At 47.0% G+C, this 24,474-nt stretch carries 19 protein-coding genes and 1 other annotated feature; of the genes, 2 read left to right on the forward strand and 17 right to left on the reverse strand.

The genetic code is table 11. The annotated features are described in order from the left end of the window. Positions 1–101: 101 nt before the first annotated feature. The 5 genes from carB to pyrR form a co-directional block, all read right to left on the reverse strand. Positions 102–3,317, reverse strand: a complete 3,216-nt coding sequence (carB, locus tag FS818_RS12165; RefSeq protein WP_145332008.1) for a carbamoyl-phosphate synthase large subunit — start codon at positions 3,315–3,317, stop codon at positions 102–104. Between the two features lies 1 nt (position 3,318). Continuing rightward, entirely contained in the window at positions 3,319–4,461 is a 1,143-nt protein-coding gene (gene carA, locus FS818_RS12170) for a glutamine-hydrolyzing carbamoyl-phosphate synthase small subunit (RefSeq protein ID WP_145332010.1), read from the reverse strand. A gap of 395 nt (positions 4,462–4,856) precedes the next feature. Continuing rightward, a complete protein-coding gene (locus FS818_RS12175) occupies positions 4,857–6,161 on the reverse strand; it encodes a dihydroorotase (protein ID WP_145332011.1) in 1,305 nt (434 codons plus the stop codon). 125 nt (positions 6,162–6,286) lie between these two features. Further along, entirely contained in the window at positions 6,287–7,198 is a 912-nt protein-coding gene (locus FS818_RS12180; RefSeq protein ID WP_397351740.1) for an aspartate carbamoyltransferase catalytic subunit, read from the reverse strand. Further along, positions 7,198–7,761 (reverse strand): bifunctional pyr operon transcriptional regulator/uracil phosphoribosyltransferase PyrR, encoded by a 564-nt coding sequence (pyrR, locus tag FS818_RS12185; RefSeq protein ID WP_145332015.1) that lies wholly within the window; start codon positions 7,759–7,761, stop codon positions 7,198–7,200. Before pyrR ends, FS818_RS12180 begins: the two co-directional genes overlap by 1 nt. A gap of 688 nt (positions 7,762–8,449) precedes the next feature. Between pyrR and FS818_RS12190 the strand changes: the two genes are divergently transcribed. Continuing rightward, a complete protein-coding gene (locus tag FS818_RS12190; protein ID WP_145332017.1) occupies positions 8,450–11,125 on the forward strand; it encodes a YhgE/Pip domain-containing protein in 2,676 nt (891 codons plus the stop codon). A gap of 142 nt (positions 11,126–11,267) precedes the next feature. On the opposite strand, the gene FS818_RS12195 is transcribed toward FS818_RS12190, so the two are convergent. The 8 genes from FS818_RS12195 to lspA form a co-directional block, all read right to left on the reverse strand. Next, positions 11,268–12,572, reverse strand: a complete 1,305-nt coding sequence (locus FS818_RS12195) for a DUF6080 domain-containing protein (protein ID WP_145332019.1) — start codon at positions 12,570–12,572, stop codon at positions 11,268–11,270. 50 nt (positions 12,573–12,622) lie between these two features. After that, positions 12,623–12,943 (reverse strand): EamA family transporter, encoded by a 321-nt coding sequence (locus FS818_RS12200; protein ID WP_260989836.1) that lies wholly within the window; start codon positions 12,941–12,943, stop codon positions 12,623–12,625. Beyond that, on the reverse strand, positions 12,930–13,220 hold the full coding sequence (locus tag FS818_RS12205; RefSeq protein ID WP_090923793.1) for an EamA family transporter: 291 nt from the start codon (positions 13,218–13,220) through the stop codon (positions 12,930–12,932). Before FS818_RS12205 ends, FS818_RS12200 begins: the two co-directional genes overlap by 14 nt. A gap of 26 nt (positions 13,221–13,246) precedes the next feature. Continuing rightward, positions 13,247–13,879 (reverse strand): HAD family hydrolase, encoded by a 633-nt coding sequence (locus tag FS818_RS12210; protein ID WP_145332021.1) that lies wholly within the window; start codon positions 13,877–13,879, stop codon positions 13,247–13,249. Between the two features lie 33 nt (positions 13,880–13,912). Next, positions 13,913–14,824, reverse strand: coding sequence for a decaprenyl-phosphate phosphoribosyltransferase (locus FS818_RS12215; RefSeq protein ID WP_145332023.1), 912 nt, complete (start codon positions 14,822–14,824; stop codon positions 13,913–13,915). 179 nt (positions 14,825–15,003) lie between these two features. Next, entirely contained in the window at positions 15,004–16,257 is a 1,254-nt protein-coding gene (locus FS818_RS12220) for an LL-diaminopimelate aminotransferase (RefSeq protein WP_145332025.1), read from the reverse strand. A 110-nt stretch (positions 16,258–16,367) separates the two neighbouring features. Continuing rightward, positions 16,368–17,270, reverse strand: a complete 903-nt coding sequence (locus tag FS818_RS12225; protein WP_260984678.1) for an RluA family pseudouridine synthase — start codon at positions 17,268–17,270, stop codon at positions 16,368–16,370. A 52-nt stretch (positions 17,271–17,322) separates the two neighbouring features. After that, positions 17,323–17,817: a signal peptidase II gene (gene lspA / locus FS818_RS12230; protein WP_090923795.1), complete on the reverse strand. Its 495-nt coding sequence runs from the start codon at positions 17,815–17,817 to the stop codon at positions 17,323–17,325. Between the two features lie 233 nt (positions 17,818–18,050). Here lspA and FS818_RS12235 point away from each other — a divergent pair, with 233 nt between their 5' ends. Next, a complete protein-coding gene (locus FS818_RS12235; protein ID WP_145332029.1) occupies positions 18,051–18,788 on the forward strand; it encodes a TraR/DksA C4-type zinc finger protein in 738 nt (245 codons plus the stop codon). 32 nt (positions 18,789–18,820) lie between these two features. Here the strand turns inward: FS818_RS12235 and FS818_RS12240 are convergent, their stop codons facing one another. The 4 genes from FS818_RS12240 to FS818_RS12255 all read right to left on the reverse strand — a co-directional run bounded on the left by FS818_RS12240 (position 18,821) and on the right by FS818_RS12255 (position 24,467). Beyond that, a complete protein-coding gene (locus tag FS818_RS12240; RefSeq protein WP_145332031.1) occupies positions 18,821–19,186 on the reverse strand; it encodes a DUF5665 domain-containing protein in 366 nt (121 codons plus the stop codon). A 180-nt stretch (positions 19,187–19,366) separates the two neighbouring features. Next, on the reverse strand, positions 19,367–22,465 hold the full coding sequence (gene ileS / locus FS818_RS12245; RefSeq protein ID WP_145332033.1) for an isoleucine--tRNA ligase: 3,099 nt from the start codon (positions 22,463–22,465) through the stop codon (positions 19,367–19,369). 120 nt (positions 22,466–22,585) lie between these two features. Next, positions 22,586–22,877: a binding site (T-box leader), on the reverse strand. 57 nt (positions 22,878–22,934) lie between these two features. After that, entirely contained in the window at positions 22,935–23,444 is a 510-nt protein-coding gene (locus FS818_RS12250) for a DivIVA domain-containing protein (RefSeq protein WP_090923744.1), read from the reverse strand. A 240-nt stretch (positions 23,445–23,684) separates the two neighbouring features. Continuing rightward, positions 23,685–24,467, reverse strand: coding sequence for a YlmH family RNA-binding protein (locus tag FS818_RS12255; RefSeq protein ID WP_145332035.1), 783 nt, complete (start codon positions 24,465–24,467; stop codon positions 23,685–23,687). Positions 24,468–24,474: the final 7 nt, after the last annotated feature.

A 24,474-nucleotide genomic window follows, 5' to 3' on the forward strand; every position in this document is an offset into this window, starting at 1 on the left:
AGCGCCCCTTCCGCGTGCTCATTTTTTCCGTTTTTGCCCGATATAAAGGACATCCCGCCAACCCGCGGGCTGACTGATGTCCTTCATCAAGTGACTATTCATTATACAAAGGCTGGCATAGCCTCCGAGGAGAAGTTGATCGTTTGCAGCATGATCAATAGCGCACGAATGGTATCCAGCGAAGTCATACATACCACACCGTTCTCAACCGCTTCACGGCGGATACGGAATCCGTCACGTTGTGGCGTTTTACCTTTAGTCAGGGTATTGAACACAAAGTTCGCTTCACCGCTACGGATCATATCGAGAATGTTAGGTGAGCCTTCGCTTAGTTTGTTCACAACGGTTACCGGAATGTTAGCCGCTTGAAGCGCAGCTGCTGTTCCGCCAGTTGCCATGATTTTATAACCCAGTCTGTAGAAGCCTTCGAGCAGAGGTACTGCTTCGTCTTTATCTTTGTCTGCGACAGTAACAACGATTGCACCCGTAGCCGGAATTTTCATTCCTGCTCCGATCAGACCTTTGAACAGGGCTTTCGCATAGTTCGGGTCACGTCCCATAACTTCACCCGTCGATTTCATCTCAGGTCCGAGAGTTGGCTCAACACGACGTAGCTTCGCGAAGGAGAACACAGGCACTTTTACTGACACGTGATCTGTTTCAGGCCACAGACCATCGACATAACCCAGATCTTTCAGCTTCACACCCAAGATCGCTTGTGTTGCCAGGTTCGCCATTGGAATGTTGGTTACTTTACTCAGGAAAGGAACCGTCCGGGAAGAACGCGGGTTAACCTCGATAACATAAACCTGGCCCTCGTGAATAACAAACTGGATGTTTACCAGACCAACCGTTTTCAGTTCTTTAGCTATTTTAATTGTAATCTCTACAATTTTTTCTTTTAGGTCCGCAGACAGATGCTGCGGCGGATATACCGCGATGGAGTCACCGGAGTGTACCCCTGCGCGTTCGATATGCTCCATGATACCCGGAACCAATACCGTTTCACCGTCACAGATGGCGTCTACTTCTACCTCTTTACCCAGCATGTAACGGTCGATCAGAACCGGATGCTCCGGATTGATTTTTACCGCTTGCTCCATGTAAGTCAACAGTTCCGCATCGGAGTATACGATCTCCATCGCACGACCGCCCAGGACATACGAAGGACGAACAAGTACAGGATATCCGAGTGATTGAGCTGTTTCCACAGCATCGTCTACAGAAGTTACTGTTTTACCTTTTGGCTGTGCAATCTCCAGACGGGAGAGCAGACGCTCGAACTTCTTGCGATCCTCTGCTTCATCGATGCTTTCCAGATCCGTACCGAGGATCGTTACTCCCGCATTGCGTAGCGGTGCTGCCAGGTTGATCGCTGTTTGACCACCAAACTGCACGATAACCCCTACCGGTTGCTCTTGCTCGATAACGTTCATGACATCCTCGAAGAACAGTGGTTCGAAGTACAAGCGGTCAGAAGTATTAAAGTCAGTGGAAACCGTCTCCGGGTTGTTATTGATAATAACCGCCTCATATCCAGCTTTCTGCAAAGCCCATACCGCATGTACTGTCGAGTAGTCGAACTCGATCCCTTGACCGATGCGGATTGGACCCGAACCAAGCACCACCACTTTTTTCTTGTCCGAAGGCAATACTTCATTTTCTGTCTCATACGTCGAGTAGTAGTAAGGCGTTGTTGCTTCGAATTCGGCTGCACATGTATCTACCATTTTGTAAACCGGACGAAGGTTCTCCTCTTCACGACGTGCTCTGACTTCTGCTTCGGTCGTCAATGTACCTCCAGGCTGACCTTCGGCACGCAACTCAGCGATAGCACGGTCCGTAAAGCCAAGACGTTTCGCTTGATAGAGGGTTTCGGAAGTCAATTCGGATTCTGCGCGAACGCGGTCTTCGAACTTAATGAGCCCTTCGATTTTATCCAGGAACCACCAGTCGATCTTGGTCAAATCCTGCAGTTGTTGCAACGTATAACCTCTGCGGAAAGCTTCCGCGATCAGGAACATACGCTCATCGTCCGCTTTCATCAGACGTTCGTTCAGCGTCGTTTCATCCAGTGTTTCTGCACCTTTCAGGTACAGACGGTGTACACCAATCTCCAGGGAACGAACCGCTTTGTGAATGGACTCTTCGAACGTACGTCCAATCGCCATAACTTCGCCTGTTGCTTTCATCTGTGTACCCAGTTTGCGGTTCGCGGATGTAAACTTGTCGAACGGCCAGCGTGGAATTTTGCTTACGATATAGTCAAGTGTCGGCTCAAAACAAGCGTAGGTTTGGCCTGTAACCGGGTTAACAATCTCATCCAGCGTGTAACCCATCGCGATTTTGGCAGCCATTTTCGCAATCGGGTAACCTGTAGCTTTGGAAGCTAGTGCGGATGAACGGCTTACACGCGGGTTAACCTCGATAACATAATATTGGAAGCTATGTGGATCAAGTGCGAACTGTACGTTACATCCTCCCTCGATGTTCAGGGCACGGATGATTTTCAGGGAAGCGGAACGAAGCATTTGGTATTCACGGTCAGACAACGTTTGGCTTGGCGCCACAACGATACTGTCACCTGTATGAACGCCTACCGGGTCAAAGTTTTCCATGTTGCAGACTACGATGCAGTTATCGTTCTTGTCACGCATAACCTCGTACTCGACTTCTTTCATGCCGGCGATGCTTTTCTCTACCAGACATTGACCAATCGGACTGTAACGAAGTCCTGCTGCTACGGTTTCGCGTAACTCTTCTTCGTTTGCACAGATTCCGCCGCCTGTTCCGCCAAGGGTGTAGGCCGGACGAACGATGATTGGATAACCGATTTCACCAGCGAATTGCAGGGACTCTTCCAGCGTTGTAACGATAACACTCTCTGGTACGGGCTGTTCCAGTTCACGCATCAGATCACGGAACAGATCACGGTCTTCCGCTTTTTCGATGGAAGTCAGTTGTGTTCCGAGCAATTTCACGTTTTCACGCTCAAGCACTCCCGCTCGTGCGAGTTCTACGGCCATGTTCAGACCTGTTTGGCCGCCCAGTGTTGGCAACAAACCGTCCGGACGTTCCTGACGAATAATTTGGGTTACAAAATCAAGCGTAATTGGCTCAATGTACACTTTGTCAGCCATATTGGTATCCGTCATGATTGTTGCAGGGTTGCTGTTAATGAGTACAACTTCCACGCCTTCTTCTTTGAGAGCCTGGCAAGCTTGCGTACCGGCATAGTCGAACTCGGCCGCTTGACCGATGACGATTGGACCGGAACCAATCACCAGGATTTTTTTGAGATCTTTGTTAATCGGCATGTTATTGCGCTCCTTTCACTGCGGCTGCCAATACGGCTTGACGCGGCTTTTGCGGGTTAGTGATCTTGTACTCACGAATCATCTCGATGAAACGGTCAAACAGATAGCTGTTATCATAAGGTCCTGGCGCTGCTTCCGGGTGATACTGCACGGAGAAGGCAGGATATTTTTTATGTTTCAGACCTTCGATGGTCTTGTCGTTATTGTTGATATGGGTAACTTCAAGATCAGTGCTTTTCACAGACTCTTCGTTTACCGTGTAACCGTGGTTTTGGGATGTGATGAAGCAACGCCCACTCTCCAGTTCTTTAACCGGGTGATTGCCTCCGCGGTGCCCAAACTTGAGTTTTTCCGTGTCTGCGCCTGCTGCCAGGGCGAACAACTGGTGACCCAGGCAGATGCCGAAGATCGGATATTCACCGAGCAACTCGCTGATCATGTTTACGGCATGTGGAACGTCTTTCGGGTCCCCAGGGCCGTTGGACAACTGAATGCCATCCGGGTTCAGTCTTCGAATCTCGTCAGCCGTTACGTCGTGCGGTACGACAACAACGTCACAGTTACGTTTGCTCAGTTCACGCAAAATCCCTGTTTTTGCACCGTAGTCGACCAGAACGATACGTTCTGCTGTTCCCGGGCTGTTGTACACATGCTCTGTTGATGTCATAGGCACCTGATTACGCAACTGCTCAATCGTAGTGTCCCCCATCATTTCCAGCAGTTCTTCGACAGGTTTCGATCCTGTTGTGAGAATTCCCTTCATAGTACCTTGGTGACGAATTCGGCGAGTCAACATCCGTGTATCAATCTCGCTGATCCCTACGATCCCGTATTCTTTCAGCAGATTATCCACGCTGTACTCTGCACGCCAGTTGCTCGGCGTTGGCTCATGGCGTCGTACTACGAAACCGTGTACGTACGGACGAATCGACTCAAAGTCATCCCGGGTAATCCCGTAGTTACCGATCAATGGATACGTCATCGTTACGATCTGGCCACAGTATGAAGGATCTGAAAGTACCTCTTGATAGCCTGTAATTCCCGTATTAAAAACGACCTCTCCTGTCGTTTCACCTTCCGCGCCAAATGCTTTTCCGGTGAACAGCGTGCCGTCTTCCAACAATAATCTTGCCTGTCCCTGCATCCCATTTCACTCCCTCTGTGTTTATCAAAGTTAAATGCTCTTGGGTTGAACGTGGAGTTACGTTAGCGTGGGACTCCGTGGACAGAAAACCCTTCGATCGCTGTTATCCCCGGATTACTTTGGTTCCATTTTTCAAATGGGGTAATCCGGGGATAAAGGCGAGCGCTTCGCTTCTCCGGGTCTTTTCTGTCCACTTCGTAGCTAAGGTCGTGCTCAAAGTTCAAAAAAGTACATTTAACTATGTTTGTTTTGTATGTTGGGCTCTCGGCATCATTTTGCCTTGAGTTTGTTTAAAGAAAAGAAATTACTGATTACTCTGGTATTTCAATGAAAATTTTATGTTATGAGTACTAATGTGCATATTTAACGATGTATTACGTCAGCATAGTGCTGTTTTATTGCTCTAACGTGTTATTCCATACACTTTTGCCATCCACCCATGTTTGTACCGGCCAGCCTTTCAGCTTCCAGCCTGTGAACGGTGTGTTTCTACCTTTTGTTGCGAACGTTGCCGGGTCAACCGCTTTTTCCTGATTCAGATCAATCATCGTCAGGTCGGCAGGTGCTCCTGCTTCCAGCTTGCCCGTATCCAGTCTGAATACGCGAGCCGGATCGGCCGTCATACGTTTGACCAGGAATTCTAACGTCCACAATCCCGTTTCAACAAACTTGGTGTACAGCAACGGAAATGCCGTTTCGAATCCAACAATACCAAATGGTGCGAGCTCCATGCCTTTGGCTTTCTCTTCTTCGCTATGCGGTGCATGGTCAGTCACGATCATGTCGATCGTTCCATCCAGCAAACCTTCGATACAAGCCTGCACATCACGCGGTGAGCGTAGCGGCGGGTTCATCTTCCAATTGGCATCCATGCCTGGAATATCTTCATCGGATAGAACAAGGTGGTGTGGGCATACCTCAGCAGTCACCTTGATGCCGATCGATTTCGCCAGACGAATCAGACGAACCGATTGTTCTGTACTGACATGGCACACATGATAGTGTACACCTGTTGCTTCTGCGAGCAAGATATCACGTCCGACGTGAATCGCTTCAGATTCATTCGGAATACCTTTGATGCCATGGCGCTTAGAGAATTCACCTTCGGTGACATATCCGCCAACTACCAGAGAATCATCCTCACAGTGTGCAATCACTGGCATATCCATGCTTGCCGCGAGGCTCATCGCATCCTTCATCATTTGTGCGTTCTGTACACCAACGCCGTCATCCGTGAAGCCAATCGCACCCGCTGCCTTTAATGCGGCAAAGTCGGTCAATTCGCGGCCGAGTTCGTTTTTGGTAATCGCCGCATAGGGCAAGACTTTAACCAGGTCTGCTTCCTTCGCTTTGTTCAGTACCAGTTCCACAACCTCAGGCGTATCCGTTACCGGTCTTGTGTTAGGCATACAGGCGATAGTTGTAAAACCACCTTGCGCAGCGGAACGAGCTCCTGTTTCGATCGTCTCTTTGTGTTCGAATCCAGGCTCGCGCAGATGCACGTGCATATCGATTAATCCAGGGATCACCAGCTTGCCTGATGCATCCGTCACCTCTTGCGCTGACTTCTCGGCGTTCCGTACGATTTCATCTTCCGGGCCAGCGATCGTTTTAATTTTACCTTCTTCTATAAGAATGGTTTTCCGTTCAAGTTCCCCTTGTTGATTCAAGACGTTTGCGTTTTTTATCACCTGTACCATAATTGCCCTCCGCTTCGGTTCTGTCCAGCAGGGTAAATCCGCTAGATGAATGTTTTATCGTCTACTCTCTTCGTTGGTGTGCAAGAACATCGTCTCGCCAGCCTATGACTCTATGCTAGGCCCTGTTACAGCTTCATCGCACGTTCCATAACCGCCATGCGGATCGGAACTCCGTTTGCCATCTGTGGGAAAATCCGTGATGCTTCACTCTCGACAACCGCATCATCGACTTCAACGTTACGGTTCACAGGAGCAGGGTGCATAATAATCGTGCTTGGCTTCAGGCGTGACGCCCGTTCTTCCGTCAATCCGTAGTGTTCGCGATAATCCTCAGCCGAAGTGATCAGGCCATGTTGATGACGTTCCAATTGAACCCTGAGCATCATGACTACATCAGCATCCAGCGCTTCTTCAAGACCTACATAAGGTGCGTGCTGCGCAAGCTCCGGCGCCTGCATCGTTTGCGGTGCGCAGAAACGTACATCTGCACCAAACTTTTGCAGTGCCCACAAGTTAGAGCGTGCTACCCGGCTATGCATGATATCTCCGATGATCGAGACACGTAAACCTTTCAGTTCACCGAATGCCTTCCTCATCGTGTAGAGATCAAGGAGCGCCTGCGTCGGATGCTCGTTATTGCCATCTCCCGCATTCACTAGCGGTACACTTACCTTCTGAGCCAGTTGCTGCAAGACCCCTGCCGGTTTTAAGCGAATGACCCCTGCATCAATGCCCATGGATTCAAGTGTTCGAACCGTGTCGTAGATCGACTCGCCCTTCTCCACACTGGATGCAGCTGCCGTGAAGTTCAGCACCTGAGCGCCAAGACGTTTCTCTGCCATTTCAAAAGAGAAGCGGGTGCGGGTACTATTCTCGAAGAACATGTTCGCTACAAAGCGGGACTCAAGAATCGGAACGAGTTTCTCCTTCTGTGCTTCCCAGTGGGCTGCGCGGTTCAGAATCGACTCGATCTCATCACGGCTAATGTCTTTCAATCCAAGCAAGCTCCGGTCTCTCAACGCTGTCTGTGTAATCATCATGCCTGCTCCCCTCGGTTCTGTATGATTTTGACCTCATCCTGTCCGTCCGTCTCCATGAGTGCAACCTCGATCTCTTCTGATTTGGACGTCGGCACGTTTTTGCCGATAAAATCAGGTCTGATCGGTAGTTCCCGGTGTCCGCGGTCTGCAAGTACCGCCAGTTGTATGTTCTGTGGTCTTCCGCAGTCCATCAGCGCATCCATCGCGGCTCGTATTGTGCGTCCGGTGTACAACACATCATCGAACAAAATCACTTTTTTGTTATGAATGGAAAGTGATTCAGGTGTCATAATCAACAGTTCCTTGCGATTCGTATGGTTATCTTCCAGTCGGTCATCACGATACAGGGTTACATCAAGGTCTCCCCAGGGAACTTTGGCGCCTTCAATCTCTTCGATCTTGGCGGCGATTCGTTCGGCCAGATACACTCCGCGGGTGCGGATTCCAACCAGCACGCAATCGTCGATGCCTTTGTTCTTCTCCAGTATTTCATGGGCAATCCTTGTCAATGCGCGGCGGATCGCCGTTTCATCCATAATGACATGTGTCTCTGTGCTCATGCGTTCAGCCTCCTCAGGATTTTCCTTCGAAACCATGGCCCCGTGACGAGGAGAACAAAAAAGACTCCTTGCCGTGTTTATTGGCAAGGAGTCTCCGAACTTCAGACGTCGCTGAAGAAAGTTTACTCTCGGGATGCATCATTATATCTGCCGCAGCAAATAAACGATGAATCGTTCACGTTACCTTGCCAGTCTCACGGGACTGATTTAAAGGTGCTATTCATGTCGTGCATATGAGGAACCTCACAGAGTTCTGTCTCATTATGCCCGTTTGTCTTCATGAATTATGACAGAAAGACAACCCTCTGTCAACACCTCACCATCTCAGGTGCAAATCCTCTGCTTCGTCTAATTAGAATCAGCATTTAGGCGAAAAAACATCCATGTCACATCACATGTCATTCGTCGTTTATAATTATACAACAAACCTGCATATTTATCCATAGACAATTACAACCTGTTTCTAATCCAAATAACACCACCTGTCACTATTTTCAAATGCCTATCTTGAATCTATGTAGAATATGAATCAGTCCCCTTTCAATTGGGGAAAGTTTATACACACGCTCATTTTATTAAATCTGCCTTTTTTCCGATATACATATAGCTTAGGGAGTAAACAACGTAAGGAAGGTATTCCTCTTCCCCCAATGTTATAGCTTCCTTCATTATTCTCAAGGAGGACATCATGCGTCACATATGGCATATTTACAAGTCAGACTGGCTACACATTTTCAAAGTACCCACAGGTATATTTCTAATCATCGCAATCATATTATTGCCGGGAGTATACGACTGGGTGAATGTCAAATCCGTCTGGGATCCGTACAGTAATACACAAGGCATCAAAATCGCCGTCACTAGTGAAGACAAGGGTGCCACGGTTACGGGTACTACCATTAATATTGGCGATGAGTTAACGCGTAGTTTAAGTCAAAACCACAAGCTGGGATGGACATTTGTGAATCAGGCCGAGGCTAGCCGCGGTGTTCAAACCGGCGAGTATTACGCCAGTCTGCTCATTCCTGCTGATTTTTCATCGCGGATCACGGGCATAGTCGATGGAAAATTGGATCGGCCGGAGGTCATATATACTGTCAATGAAAAGGTCAATGCTATTGCCCCCAAAATAACCGGTTCGGGCGTATCCGCCATTACAACGCAAATTAATGAAAATTTCACCGAAGCCGTCAGCGAAGCTGTACTTACCAAGCTAAAGGAGGCTGGCGTAGAGATTAATGCACAGTTGCCAACGCTACGCAAAATGGAAAGTGGCATCTTTATGCTGGAGAGAAATCTGCCCGCAATCCAGTCAGCAGGTCAGAAAGTGCTCGAAGTTGACCAAGCCATGCCGGAGATTGTGAAGCAGGCACAAAAAATTGTGGAATTGGAAAAACGACTGCCTGAAATCAACGAAGCTGCTGGATATGTGCTGAAAGTACAGCAGTATTGGCCTCAGATCAAAGCCGCTGCTTCAGAGGTGGTGGCCCTTCAGGATCGAATTCCTGAAATTCAGCAAGCTGTCGCCCGTATTCAAGAGGTTGATGCCAATTTTGGACAAGCTGCCGGAGTGATTCAAGCTGCCCTGGATAAGACGAATAAAGCGCTTGATATCGTATCTTCTGCTGAACAGAACCTTGATAAGGTGTCCGAAATTTCGGATAATGCAGTGCAGTTTGCTGAGGGATTGAATCAATTTGCAGGTGCCACTCGGCAAGCCTTCCAGTCAATTACGCCAACCCTTCGGCAAAATCTGCTGTTAGTTCAGCAAATGACAAACGCAGCTGCCGATGTGTTCGAACAATTAAAAGGAACCGATTGGAATAAGTTTCCTAGTGCTGATGATATCGACCGTCTGACATCTCGCCTTGGCACTGCGGTAAAAATCGTGGACAGTATGTCCGGCCTGTTTGGCAAAATTGATGCTATACTGCCGTCTCATCCCTTGGCTTCAAGGATAGAGCAATTGCAAACGATATCCGGACAGCTTCAGCAACAAATAAAACTGGCCGGAATCATCGGCAAAGCCTTGCGGGAAAACACGGTTCCTCCAGCAGATATTGTTGCCCGATTAAATGAACTGAACAGCAACATTAGCACCGGGATAGATCGCTTTCTAAGCACCTTCGACAGCCAGGTTGTTCCTGCACTCACGGCTGCTGCCGATCAGCTCAATTCGGTTCTATCTACGTCAGTAAATACGCTGCAAGCAGCAAAAGAGCGTCTTCCCGACATTGCAGCCATTCTTGCTACAGCGAAGGAAGGTATTCAATTTGGTCAGACCGAGCTGGAAAAAATCCAGGGGGATCTCCCTATCATTCAGGCTAAGGTACATGAGATCTCACAAACGCTTGACACCAAGAGCGAATCCTTTATTCGTGCTTTGAATGCATTGTCCTCCCTTATTCAGCGCGATCTGCCAAAGCTGGAGGATAAATTAAACGCAGCTGCCGATTTTGTCCGTAATGATCTGCCTCAGGCTGAGAAACAAATTGGCAAGGCATCCAGCTTTGTGCAGCAACAGCTTCCCGATGTGCAACAAGGCGTACATCGCGTAGCTGCTCTTGTTCGTGAGGACTTGCCAGAGCTGGAAAGTGCAATCCGCAAGGCTGCCGAGAAACTAAGAGAAGTCGAAGGCAATAATCAGTTTGCCGAGCTTGCCAAGTTGCTGCGGGGGGATATCGAAGAGGAAAGTGCATTCCTCGCTAGTCCGGTACAGATTAAAGAGCGACACCTGTATCCCATTCCGAATTACGGTTCAGCGATGTCACCGTTCTATGCCGTATTATCACTATGGGTAGGTTCGACATTGTTAATTTCCCTGCTACGTGCGGAAGCAGAAAACCCGGAAGGGACATACCGCGGATATGAACTGTATTTCGGCCGTCTAGCTACTTTCTTAACTGTGGGTGCATTGCAAGCGATATGTGTTACAGCAGGAGACATTTGGATTCTGGGAACGTATGTCGCAGATAAGTGGTGGTTTATTTTATTCGCGATGCTGGTGAGTGCAGTGTTCGTCACGATCACATATACCCTCCTATCTGTATTCGGCAATACTGGCAAAGGCATTGCCATTATCTTCATGGTGTTTCAGTTCTCCAGTTCGGGCGGTACTTTCCCGATCAGCATGACTTCGCCCTTTTTCCAGGCGTTAAATCCATTCATGCCGTTCACTTATGCTATCAGTCTGCTACGGGAAGCGGTCGGCGGTATTCTATGGTCAACAGCCATTAAAGACATTCTGTGGTTGTGTCTGTTCATTGCGCTTAGTCTGATTATTGCTCTTTTGTTAAAACGCCCATTAAGCAGCTTGACGAAACGTTCTGCTGAAAATGCGAAAAAGACAAAAATCATTGCTTGATTTGATGTATTTAGCAACACCTGGGCTTCGCTAAAAAAGGCCTCTTGAACGTAAGTTCAAGAAGCCTTTTTGTGGTACTAAGCAGGATATCCTCAAGTGCTGTGCCAAGTTTCTCATTCGATTCTTTTTCCAGGGAAATTCATCATTGCGCAGAACGTTGCTGTTCCAGCTGTTCGTAAGATTGTTTAATCGTGGACAGGGTTTCGAAATGACGATAGATATTGTTACCCGCCGTGACGAACAGGGATGCTACGAGCAGTCCAATCAGTATTTTTTTACCAAAACCGGAGCGCAGGCTACTGATAAACATGCCACCAAGCAGATAAAAAGCAAACAAATAATGTCCGGCATATAGGTACATATCATATTGGTACACAGCCAGCCCGAATCCTACAACGAGATGAAGCAGAATAGCAAATATAATGTACGGCATTAACGTCCACACACTACGTTCGCGTATACCACGTATGAACCCTGCCAGCGCAAGCAACAAAAGAAATATACCTGTCATCTGAACGTAAAGCGGATTAGAGCGGGAAAGATCTGTGACAAATGCGACCATACCCGGATCAAGCAAGTGCACTTGTGGGGACAACATGGGATTGATGGTCAGCAATACTAACGCTTTAAAATGTGCCGCCCACTGGAACGGTGTCGCGTAACTCGTGCCCCCATTTTGAATTCCTAACAACCAGTTGCTTATCCAGCTTCGGCCGCCAAATGCAACATACTGAATGGCTGTTAACACCACGATCATCAGCACGGCGAGTGACATGATGCCGATATATTTTTTCCAACCTGCCTTACTACGCCATGCCTGCATATTAAAGAAGACAGCTCCGGCAAACGGTACGATATTGGTTGAAGTTAATCCAAAATTAATTGTCGCAAGTAGCGCATTCGGGACATAACGGACCTCCTTCTGCACACGCGAATACTGCAAGTATAGAACGGACAGAAGAATAACAAACTGCACATACGGATACGAGTCCGGGATAAATGCCGTAAACATTAAATACGAGCTGAACCCAAACAGCAACGCGAACAACAAAGGTGTATGTGAGGATTTCTTTTCATTTTGGCTTAGAAACACAAAGACCAGAACAACGGAGCCCGCATTCACAAGGGATTGTAAAATCAGAAAAAACCAATTGCCCCCCAGCAGCTTGGAAATAGCTCCGAGCGTAACCGCCAAATAAGAAATTAAGGGATGAATAACAGATGAGCTGTTGTCCCCGTAATACATCGAAGGATCAAAATTAAACAGGTTAAGGGGAAATATAGCTGTATTAAATGGTGTATATTTTCCCAGCATCTCTGCGTTTTGACTGATATATAGAATATAAGAACCATTCATCAAACCATAAAAAAGAGCAAAACCGGCGAACAAAACAAAAGCAGTCCAAGTCACTCTACGGTCATAAAATATGTAATCTAAAAATTTCATGCGTTCACATCCAATGTTTAATGATAAAAATTAGAAATATAAAATCCGGTCTAGAGTACAAGCAAGCATAGTCCGCCCATGATACAGACAACGCCGATCCACCGCATTGGCCCTACCGTCTCCTTAAAAGCCCATTTTGCAATAATAAGGGTCCAGACGTAGGTTAAAGCGTTCGCAGGCAACACTACAGTTAGAGGCAGAAACTTGAGTAACACAATGTTAAGCAGTGCACCCGTTCCATAAAAACCAAGTCCGATCAGCACATGTAGTCGTTTACGACTCGTCGCGTAAAATTTCAACCCAGCCCCGCCCATTGCTCCGCATAGGGTCATCACGATTAACACAGCAATCATCCAACTATCGATCCACACTGGTTAACGTCACCCCGATTCCCAGGAGCACAACAGCCGCAAGCTTTTGTACCGTAATTTCTTCACCAAGCAAGAAATATCCATAGATTAATGCAAAAACATAACTGGCACACATCAACGGGTAGGCTACCGAGAGCTTTTCGCGCGCGAATGCCTTAATCATCAAAATGGCTCCCATGCCGTAACATAGAAAACCCACACCCATGTAAATCCACTCCGTCAATCCCCACTTCCAGAACAACTGCCCCGTCGCCGTCAGGAAAGCAGAAGCTAGCATCAACCATTTGCCGGTGTGACGTGAACCTATTTCCCCCACGTTAACGCCTCCATCTCAGGAACACGTTTATTTACAAAATACCGCTGACGCACAAGCTGCATGACGGGAAGATCCGATAAAGAATCGGAGTACGAGCAGGATTGCTCATAATCAATTTCCATGTTTTTCTCAGCCAAATAAGCTTGAATCCGGCGTACCTTTTCTTCTCCCTTACAGTTGGCACCTTCAACGGTGCAGGTATACCCATTCTCATGCCGAACAAGTTCGGTTCCGATCACATGATCGACCCAAGGGAAATTTTTGAAATACTTCATATACGCATGCGGAGAAGCCGTTACGAGCAACACATGATATCCAGCTTCCTTCCGATGTTGCATCTCTACACTGGCCTCCGTAAATATGGAAGTTCGCAGGTGGGTATCGAAAAAATGCTCCAGGTCTCTCTCAGACATACGTTTGATTTCCTGAAAATAGGAACGTTTAACCCGCTCAACCGTCATAAAGCCCGCTTTGAATAGGAAGGTATGAAATGCAATGACAGGCAGACGCCATACTTGCCAAGGATAACGTCGCACACTATAAAATACAAATTGAAACATGGAGTCACTGCGTATAATCGTTTTATCAATATCAAAGATCGCAACCTTCGTTCGTTTCACCCTGATCCCCCTCTGTATTAAATCTCTCTATGATTATTCGAAAATGGCAAAAATCGTTATGACACTAACCACGTATAAAATCACTGTGATCAAGATAGGCTTGTCCTCGAATAGAACACGGTCTGGTGAACCGCCCTGATTTTTCATATGGATCAGATACAAATACCGGAACATGCCATAGATGACCAGCGGAATCGTCCACATCAGATGAATGGTTCGATCCGACGTAAAGGTAAACAGAGAATAACTAATGATCGTGGCTGTCGTCACGATGGTGTTGAACTGATCCAGCAAAGTGATGGAATAGTTATCCAATACCTTACGATGTGATCCTGTGTTTCCTTCCAGCAACGTAAGTTCGTTTCTCCGTTTGCCAATCGCAAGAAACAGAGATAAGAGCATGGTACAGATCAGAAACCACGGAGTGAACGGTACATGAATCAATACACCCCCAGCAATCGCACGAAGCACAAAGCCCGCCGCTATGGTCATCATATCCAGAATAACAAGATGTTTCAGTACAAAAGAATAAGATACATTCAGCAGGAAATAAACAATACACAACACACCGAATAACGGATTCATCACAAAAGCAGCCCCCAGGGAAAACACAAGGAGAGCCATTCCGAATAATATCGCATGTGTAGGATGAACCTGCCCTGAAGCGATTGGACGGAACTGCTTGGTCGGATGCAACCTGTCCCGTTCCCGATCTACATAGTCGTTCAGTATATACACACATCCTGCAACAAGGCTAAATAACAGAAAGCCAATCACTGTTGAAACAATCGTTTCCGTTCGGATTTCCTCAAATGAAAATAACAATGCTGCAAACAACAGCAAATTTTTGGTCCACTGTTTGGGCCTTAGCAATTTAAACAAACCAGAAACGGTTCCAGCATGGCTTTCAGCAGAAGACGCGGTATCGTGCCTTGATGAAAACAATAGCAATTACTCCCTTCAACAACAATCTAACGGATTAGTCTATACAAATAACGTAAAGACTTAATAATAAGTTGCTTGGTTATTTTTGTAAAGAGGATAAAGGATATATTTTGACATAAAAAAGAGACCGTTTCCGGTCTCTTTTTACCCATTGTAGTCTATATTAACGCATATTTGAATTAAAATTCAAACTCCACGTCACTCAGACGACGCTTGATTTCAGCGATAACACGTTTCTCTTCTTCTTCGCCACTCGCAATGAACGTAACGGAGAAACGAACAAAGTTACCTGCATCATCCCAAGGTACGGATGAAATCAGCTTCTCACGAATCAGGAATTGGGAGAAGTCTTCTCCTGACTCGAAGCGACGTCCACCGACAACGCCTTTTGGAGCTTCAACATAAAGGAAGAAGGAACCTTTCGGTTTCTCCGCCTGGAAACCCAGCTCATTGAGTGCTGCGACCAGCATATCGTGACGACGGGAATACTTCTCTGCAATTTTCTCCGTGATTTCAGGGTGATTCAATCCGTAAGCCGCTGCCTTCTGGATCGCGATGAATTGACCCGAATCGTTGTTGTCCTTCACATCACTGAATGCTTTGACAACGAGAGGATTACCGGCTACAAAGCCAATTCTCCATCCTGTCATGTTGTACGATTTGGAGAGGGAATGCAGCTCCACACCTACATCTTTAGCACCCGGTACAGACAGGAAGCTGAAAGGTTTTTTGCCATCATACGTCAATGCTGCATATGGAGCATCGTGCACAACAACAACATTGTATTTTTTCGCCCATTCAACGACCTCTGTGAAAAACTCCACTGTAGCACTTGCACCAGTCGGGTTATTTGGATAGTTCAGATAGAGCAATTTTGCACGTTTAGCAATATCTTCGGGAATCGCTGTCAGGTCAGGCAAAAAGTTGTTCTCTTTGGTCAATTGAATATTGAAAACTTCTCCACCCAAATATTTCGTATGTGTGCCCATTACCGGATAACCAGGCACAGTCATAATCGTTACATCACCTGGATTAATGAAGCAAGAAGGTAACATTGCCAAAGCCGGTTTGGAACCGATGGAGTGTACGATCTCTGTATCCGCATCAATACCATCCACGTTAAATACGTTTTTCAGGTAAGCAGCTGCGGCTGTCTTGAATTCAGGAATACCATTATCGGCGTACCCGCGGTTCTCCGGCTTAGACGCTTCTGCAGCGAGTGCAGCAACGATGCCTGCGTCAGCCATCTCGTCCGGTTCACCAACCCCAAGGTCAATCAGCTCGACATCGGGAAAGTCTTTTTTAGCGGAAGCTTTCGCACGTTTGATTTTCTCGAATTTATAGATGTTCGTGTCTTTACCATAGTTGGAGCCGCCAATACGGTCGGCAAAATTAGTTTGGATATACGTTTCCTGATATTTATCGATACTCATAATGTGTTCATCTCCTCATTTTGACGCAAATTTCTCATGTTTTAATATGAAGCATTTGAGCATTCAACACCATGGACAAAATATCCGAACATTTGTACTTTCTTCAAACGTCAACGGCTTCGTAGCGATGCCAGTACATCCTCCATATCCTGCGGGATCGGCGCGTTGAATTCCATGTATTCTCCTGTGGAAGGATGCACAAAACCAAGTGTCGCTGCGTGCAGAGCCTGTCCATTCATTTTGATGCCCTTGTTCCGCCCATATGTCGGATCACCGACAAGGGGATGACCGATAAATTTCATGTGCACCCGAATCTGATGGGTACGTCCTGTTTCGAGTTTTAACTCAAGCAAGGTATAATCGTTGATGCGCTCCGTCACTGTAAAATGAGTCACGGCATGTTTGCTGTTGCGTTCGGTGACCGTGTACATTTTACGATCATTCGTGTCCCGTCCGATCGGTGCATCGATGGTACCTTGATCATGACTGAGATGCCCATGAACGAGCGCAATATAACGTCTGTTCACACTGTGCTCCTTCAACTGGGCAGCCAGTGAAGCATGCGCCCGATCGTTTTTCGCCGCCATAATCAAGCCTGACGTATCCTTGTCAATCCGATGTACGATCCCTGGACGCAGTTCTCCGTTAATACCGGAAAGGTCCTTGCAATGGTACATTAGAGCGTTCACAAGTGTACCAGATGTATGCCCCGGTGCAGGATGTACAACCAATCCACGTTGTTTGTTAATAACAATTAGGTCACTATCTTCATAGACCACTTCAAGAGGGATATCTTCCGCAATAATCTCCACCGCAGCAGGCTCGGGAATCTGTAATACGATCCGATCTCCTTCTGACAGCTTGGCGTTGGACTTCACCAGAGCACCATTGACCGTAACTGCCCCATCTGCAATCCATAGCTGGACTTGCGAGCGAGACACGTTGTCTACAGCATCTGTAATATATTTATCCACGCGTTCCTTCTTATGTTCAGCGGCAACGATCCATTCCATACGTTCCTCGCCGTTAAATTGCTCATCGTTATTGCGTTGTTCCTCATTTGAATTACTCATGATGCTCATTCCCTTCAATCTTCGCGGCCGCTTTTTCACGACGTCCTTCCAATAATGTCTCCACAATAATCAAGGCTACCCCGATACAGATGGCCGAGTCAGCAATGTTGAAAATTGGAAACGTGTAACTCCCAAAATTTAGTTGCACAAAGTCTACAACTTCCCCCGTCAACGCACGGTCAAGGAAGTTACCTATCGCTCCTCCAAGCACTAGGCTAAGCGCTACTGGTAGCAATTTGTGCGGGGTATCTTTTACTTTTTGCAAATACCAAATCAAGGCGACAACCACAATGATGGTCACCACAATAAAGAACCAGCGTTGATCCTGCAGGATACCAAACGCTGCACCTGAATTTCGATGGGAAGTGATGACAAAAAAATTGCCAATGACCGGAATTTCTTCTCTAAGCTCCATCCGGGTAGCAATCAGGTACTTCGTTCCCTGATCCACTAGAAATACGATAAAAGCAAGGATATAATACACCACGTTTGTTGTCACTCCGTTCTTGTCTTTTCCAGCGATACCAAGCATTCGCCAGACTTATTTATTGTAGCACAGCTGTTCAGAGATCGTCCATGACGTGGCAATCTAACGAAGCAATATTGGCTCTGGCGGATTGGAAAAACCGATAACATTTTCCTTCTGTAATCCTGCTCCAAAAGGCACATCCTAGAATGGAGAAAAAACCGGATTCCAAATGGAATAGAAAGGGGAAAGCCATGTCACATTTTACAGCCGAGCAAATGCAATCATTGCGTTCCCAGCTCTTGTCGGATAAACGGGATATCGAACACCGGTTGTCAGAGAACGAGCACTATGGCCTCGGAGACTCATTAAAACTACAAACAGGTGAACTGTCACCGATTGATAATCATCCTGGTGATCTTGCCACGGAGGTATATGAACGAGAAAAGGATATCTCCTTGCTGGAGCATGATGAATTTCAACTCGAACGTATTGATTCCGCCTTGCACTCAATTGAAGAAGGTCATTACGGTACATGTGCTGTATGCCAGCAACCGATCCCTTACGAGCGTATGGAGGCCGTTCCATATACAAAGTACTGTAAAAAGCATCAACCGGAAACCGTTGTTTCCGAAAATCGGCCTGTGGAGGAAGAATTCCTCGCCCCATCATTTGGACGTACCAGTCTGGACGAGCGGGATGATCAGAATGGCTTTGACGGCGAGGACGCCTGGCAGATCGTAGAGAGTTGGGGTACCTCGAATACCCCGGCAATGGCGGAAAACGGTGACATCGACAGCTATGATGTGATGGCTATTGAAGCTACCGAAGAGCTGGACGGCTTTGTCGAAGCTTACGAAAGCTTTGTCGCAACGGATATATATGGTCACGATGTCTCCATTGTACGTAACCGCCAATATCGACAGTACCTGGAGAATGGCGAAGGCTCGGGATTGCTTGAACCAGACTCAGAGGATGACGATACGTATTGAGGGTTACAGGTGAGCTATCTAAAGGCCTTATTTCAATACGTATTCATATCAAGTTGCCTTTGTACAATTCGTACAATATCAGCAATATAATCTCCAACGATAGGAAGGTTTAATGCACCAAGAACCTGTAACACATAGATAATGGTGGCCGCGAAAAAAGTAAATCCGATGGCAATTCCTACACCTCTGGCTGCACCAGACAAGAGATTTAGCCCGATTAGCTTCCACGGCCGATTTAACAATTCCGTATACTGTGCAATACGTGAACGCTCCAGCTCATTGGCAAGACGGTTGGTTAACGTATGTAATTCTTCAATTTTATCATGCGGTGTGTCCACCTTAGCTATTTCCGCTGTTTCTATTGCACTTGACTCGGCTGACTTATCCTGTTTGCTCATGGTTCGCTCCAATCCTTGCATCAATATAAATCCTACGAATGTGTTACTTTTTTGAAGAACTGCTCAAATACAATTCTTGCCTTATCGGTGAAAAAACAAACAAAAACAAATGAGCCCAGCTTTCAGGAATTGCTTCCTTAGCTGTGGCTCATTTATTTTAACCTTATTTATTCTTGTTCATTACGCTTCAATATAGATTCCGATGCCTTTGCCTCCGGCTTCTACTTGCTCCATGCCATCCACCTTACCAAATGTCACGTCGGTCACGAGTACATTTTCACGCAGAACATCGTCAAATGCTTCAATAGTTGCTTGAAGATCGGCATCCACATCCAGCGTCAGGCGTACTCTTTTCTCGATTGGCAGATCCAGACGTTTACGAGTATCCTGTACCGCACGAACCACTTCACGAACCCAGCCTTCTTGCTCCAGCGCCGTTGTGATTTCTGTGTTCAGGGCTACCGTCAAACCATAACCGGATGCAGAAGCAAAGCCCGATTTAGCCTGTTTCTCGACGAGCAACTCCTCATCCGTCACCTGTAGCTCCTCCCCTTCCGGAGAAACGACGTTGAATGCACCTTCCGCTACCACTTTACGGGTTTCATCCGCCGCCATGGCTTTGAACAAGTTTTGCAGGAAACCTACGTTTTTGCCGTACTTTTTACCCGCCACTTTAAGATTCAGCTTGAGTGTAAAATCAACAAACTCGGCATCGTTATGCTCTGTACGAATTCCTTTGACGTTGATCTCTTCCTTGATGATCTCTTCATAACTTGCCAGATCAAAGCCTTTGTCAAGGGATACGATCAACTCGGACAATGGCTGACGCGTTTTGATACCAGTCTCGTTACGAACGTTACGAGCAAGCTCAACAACGCGGCGAGCTGTTTCCATATCTTGCTCCAAAGCCGCATCGATTAATGCTTCATTCGCTACAGGATAGTCATCCATATGCACACTTTCGCCCGTTGTCAGGTTGAGGTAAATATCCTCAGCCAGCATTGGAGTGAATGGCGCAACCAGCTTCGCCGTAGTCACGAGCACTTCGGTAAGGGTACGATACGCATCCAGTTTATCCTCTGTCAAACCACTTCCCCAGAAGCGATCACGGGAACGTCGGATATACCAGTTACTGAGCTCATCCACAAAGGCTTCGATCGCTTTGGAAGAGTTCAGGTAGTCGTTCACGGACAATGCTTTTTCTACCACAAGGATCAGGCTGTTCAATCTGGACAGAATCCAGCGATCTAATTTGTGAGCAGACACCTGGAATGGATGTTCCTGTGGATCGAATCCATCGATCGTTGCGTACAGCGTCAGGAATGCATGAGTGTTCACCAGCGTATCCACCATTTTGGACTTCGCTTCTCCTACGATACCTTTGGAGAAACGTTTGCTGTTCCACGGTGCACTGTCAGACAACAACGCCCAGCGGAATGCATCCGTACCGTATTCCTCGATGACTTCCCATGGATCGATAACATTGCCTTTAGATTTGGACATCTTTTGGCCATTTTCGTCCAGTACGTGTCCTGTTGCCATAACGGCTTTATAAGGCGCTTTGCCTGTCAAAAGCGTAGATACCGCGAGCAGGCTGTAGAACCAGCCACGCGTTTGGTCAATTCCTTCACAGATCATATCTGCAGGATATTGCTGCTCAAACACTTCTTTATTTTCAAAAGGATAATGCTGTTGCGCAAACGGCATGGAGCCGCTGTCGAACCATACATCGATCACTTCAGGCGTACGCTTCATTTCGTATTTGCCGCAAGAGCTGAGCACCTTCACTTCATCTACATATGGCTTATGCAACTCCAGATTTTCCGGCACATCGCCTACGGCACGCGCACGTAACTCGGCAATGCTGTGCGGGGCAAACTGTTCACCGGTCTCTTCACACACCCAGATGTTTAGCGGTGTTCCCCAGTAACGGTCACGGCTGATGTTCCAGTCCACGAGATCTTCGAGGAACTTCCCAAAACGACCTTCACGCACATGCCCCGGATACCAGTCCACTTCACTGTTGTTGGCAATCAACTGATCCTTGATTGCTGTTGTTTGGATAAACCAGCTGTCCATCGCATAGTAGAGAAGTGGAGTATCACAACGCCAGCAGAACGGGTAGCTGTGCTCATATTTCTCTTTGCTGAACAGACGGCCATGCTCAGACAAGTATCTCACAATGTCGATATCGCAGTCCTTCACAAAACGACCTGCAAAATCAGTTACTTGTGCTACAAACTTGCCTTCCAGATCGACCATGTTCACAAAACTGATGCCATTCTCACGGCAGACACGATAGTCATCTTCACCATGAGCAGGAGCCATGTGAACAATACCCGTACCACTTGCGTCTGTTACGAATCCTGCACCCAGGATGATGTTGGTTTTCTCGGCCTCTACGTAGTTAAATGGCGGGCTATACGTTTTACCGACCAGATCTGCGCCTTTCAGTGTACCAATGATCTCATAATCGCCTTTGCTGTCTTTCATCACTTTTTCTATCAGGTTAGTCGCCATGATATATACTTCATCATTTTGACGTACACGGGAGTAATCCATTTCCGGATTTACGGCAAGTGCAACGTGAGAAGGCAATGTCCAAGGGGTCGTTGTCCAGGCTAGCACGAATTCGCCGCTGTCATCCAGCTTGAATTTTGCCGTCGCACTCAGATCTTTAACGTCCTTGTAACCTTGTGCTACTTCATGCGAGCTTAATGTCGTCTGGCAAGAAGGGCAGTATGGGCTTACGCGGTGACCGCGATACAAGAGACCTTTTTCATGAATCGTCGCAAGGATGTTCCACACACTCTCGATGTAGTTGTTGTCCAGTGTGATATATGGGTTATCCATATCCGTCCAGTATCCGATGCCTTCGGTCAAATCACGCCATTGTTGCTCATATTCAAATACACTGGCCTTACATTCGTTAATAAACTTCTCCACGCCATAATCTTCGATTTCCCACTTGTGGGAGATACCCAATTTTTTCTGTACGCCAAGCTCTACAGGTAAGCCGTGTGTATCCCATCCCGCTTTACGCACAACGTGGTATCCCTTCATCGTGTTGTACCGTCCAACAAAGTCTTTAATTACACGACCAAGCACGTGACCGATGTGTGGTTTACCATTCGCTGTAGGTGGGCCTTCATAAAATACGAAGTTTGGCTTGCCTTCCCGGTTCTCAATGGAGCGTTTAAACGTATTCTCCGTTTTCCATTTATCTAACACACGCAGTTCTCTTGCACGTGCTTTTTCTTTGACATCCACTCGTTGCATGCTGTTCAACTTCCTTCCTTTGTTAAGATGAATCGAATGTAAAACATACACCATCGTAGCTCATAGATTCCGCTATCGCTAACCGTTAACCGTTTTGGACACAAAAAAACCTCGTCCCTGGAAAGGGACGAGGTTCTGCTCGCGTTACCACCCTAATTCTGTTCATCACAAACCACATTCAGGTTCCCCCGAGTATGCTCTGTCATCAACAGCGCTTAAGCCCCGCTAAACTGACGCAGGGTACCGTTATAACGTACGGTTTACGGTTCAGCTTACACACGGCAATGCATTCACCGCTTCAGCGTCACTTCTCCGGGGAGATATTCGGCTATAACTCATCCGTTGGTTTGCACCGGACACCAACTCTCTGAGGGATGAGATCATAACGTACTGAGCCCGTCATGGAATCACTATTCAATATGAATATAGTTATAGCTTCTTTGCCCGCAAAAGTCAACCGGGCGGCAGACTAATAAATCTCTTTCATCTCCCGCTCACGGTCACGCACTTCCTGCTCACGGCTCTCCAGCGCTTCCCAACCATCCTGTGTCAACAGTTCAAGCTGAGCTTCAACCAGCGTACGGAAACGCGCACGATAGATGGATGCCTGCTTCTTCAGCTCTTCCACTTCCAAAGCAATCTTACGGGACTTGCCAAGTGCTTCGTTAACGATTCGGTCTGCATTCTTCTCTGCTTCCTTCACGATTAACTGAGCTTCCTTCTTCGCGTTATTCTTCACATCGTCAGCAGCTTCCTGTGCAATGATGATCGTTTTGCTAAGAGTCTCCTCGATGGTAGCAAAATGATCCAGCTTCTCCTGAACGGACAGCAACTGATTGCTCAGCTCCTTGTTCTCGCGGATGACGCCTTCGTAGTCTTTGATGACTTGATCCAGGAATTCATTAACTTCATCCTCGTCATACCCACGCAAGCGTCGGGAGAATTCCTTGTTATGTATGTCCAGCGGCGTTAATGGCATGCTGTCCACCTCCTGTAAAAATTCCTTCTCACAATAGAGAAAGTTTGCAACGTATGGGTTCCACCCAAGGGGCCGTAAGAAAGAAACCTGAACTGGCAACTTTTCACGGAATAGCAGAATCTGCTCTCACGATCTGCAGAAATCCACATCTTGTACTTTAATGTATATCGGAAACACCGGCTATTTTTTTACCTTTACGTTTAACATTTCGACAAGAATTCGGATTATCCTGCAATAATATCAAGCAAATTTACCGATCTTTACCCGGCAACGTCCCTTTTTGGTCATCCCTTCCTGTTCAAGCACCTTAAAACGACCAAATCCTTGAATGGAAACCACATCTCCTGCTTTAAGCGGCTTTGAAGGGTCTTCCACCACTTTCCAGTTCACTTTACAGCGTCCTGCTTTAATTGGAATCAGTATTTTGCTACGGCTTAATCGGTGCACATCTGCACAGATACCATCCAGTCGCATCGAAGCAACGGTAATATCTATAGTGTCCAATTTCGTCGCAGACCATTTCATCTGATTCAATGGCAGTAGCTCTGTGAATACGTGTAACCGATGCACCTGATTCAATTGAAGCGATAAAAAAGCGCCGGTCTCTGCTGCCACTACAGTATGGCAGCCATCCTCCAGCACTTGAATATCTCCAATCTTGCCTCGTTTCAACCCGAGACCGAGCAGGGAACCCATATAGTCCCCATGCTCCAGTTCCGAGATTTTCTGATCGTCAGACGTAATGCTGAGGACCTGCATCCCCATATCTTCTTCATCCAGATAACGATAATCAGGAGCAATCAATGCACGTTTGCGTTCAGCAGCCTCATATCCGCCATCGAAACGAACCTGAACGTCTTGGCTACGATTGACCAAGGATTGCAGAATAAATACCTGTCTTGGATCAAGGAAATCGGTGAGCTTCATATCATGAAACTTGCTCGCCCGTTCAACCCAATCGGTGGCTTTATCTACAAAGTCCCGCTCATCATGGCTAAAATGTTCGTACATATTACCGCTCATCTATGTC

The sequence above is a fragment of the Paenibacillus xylanexedens genome (genome assembly GCF_007680605.1).
In the GTDB taxonomy this organism is placed as follows: Bacteria; Bacillota; Bacilli; order Paenibacillales; family Paenibacillaceae; genus Paenibacillus; species Paenibacillus xylanexedens_B.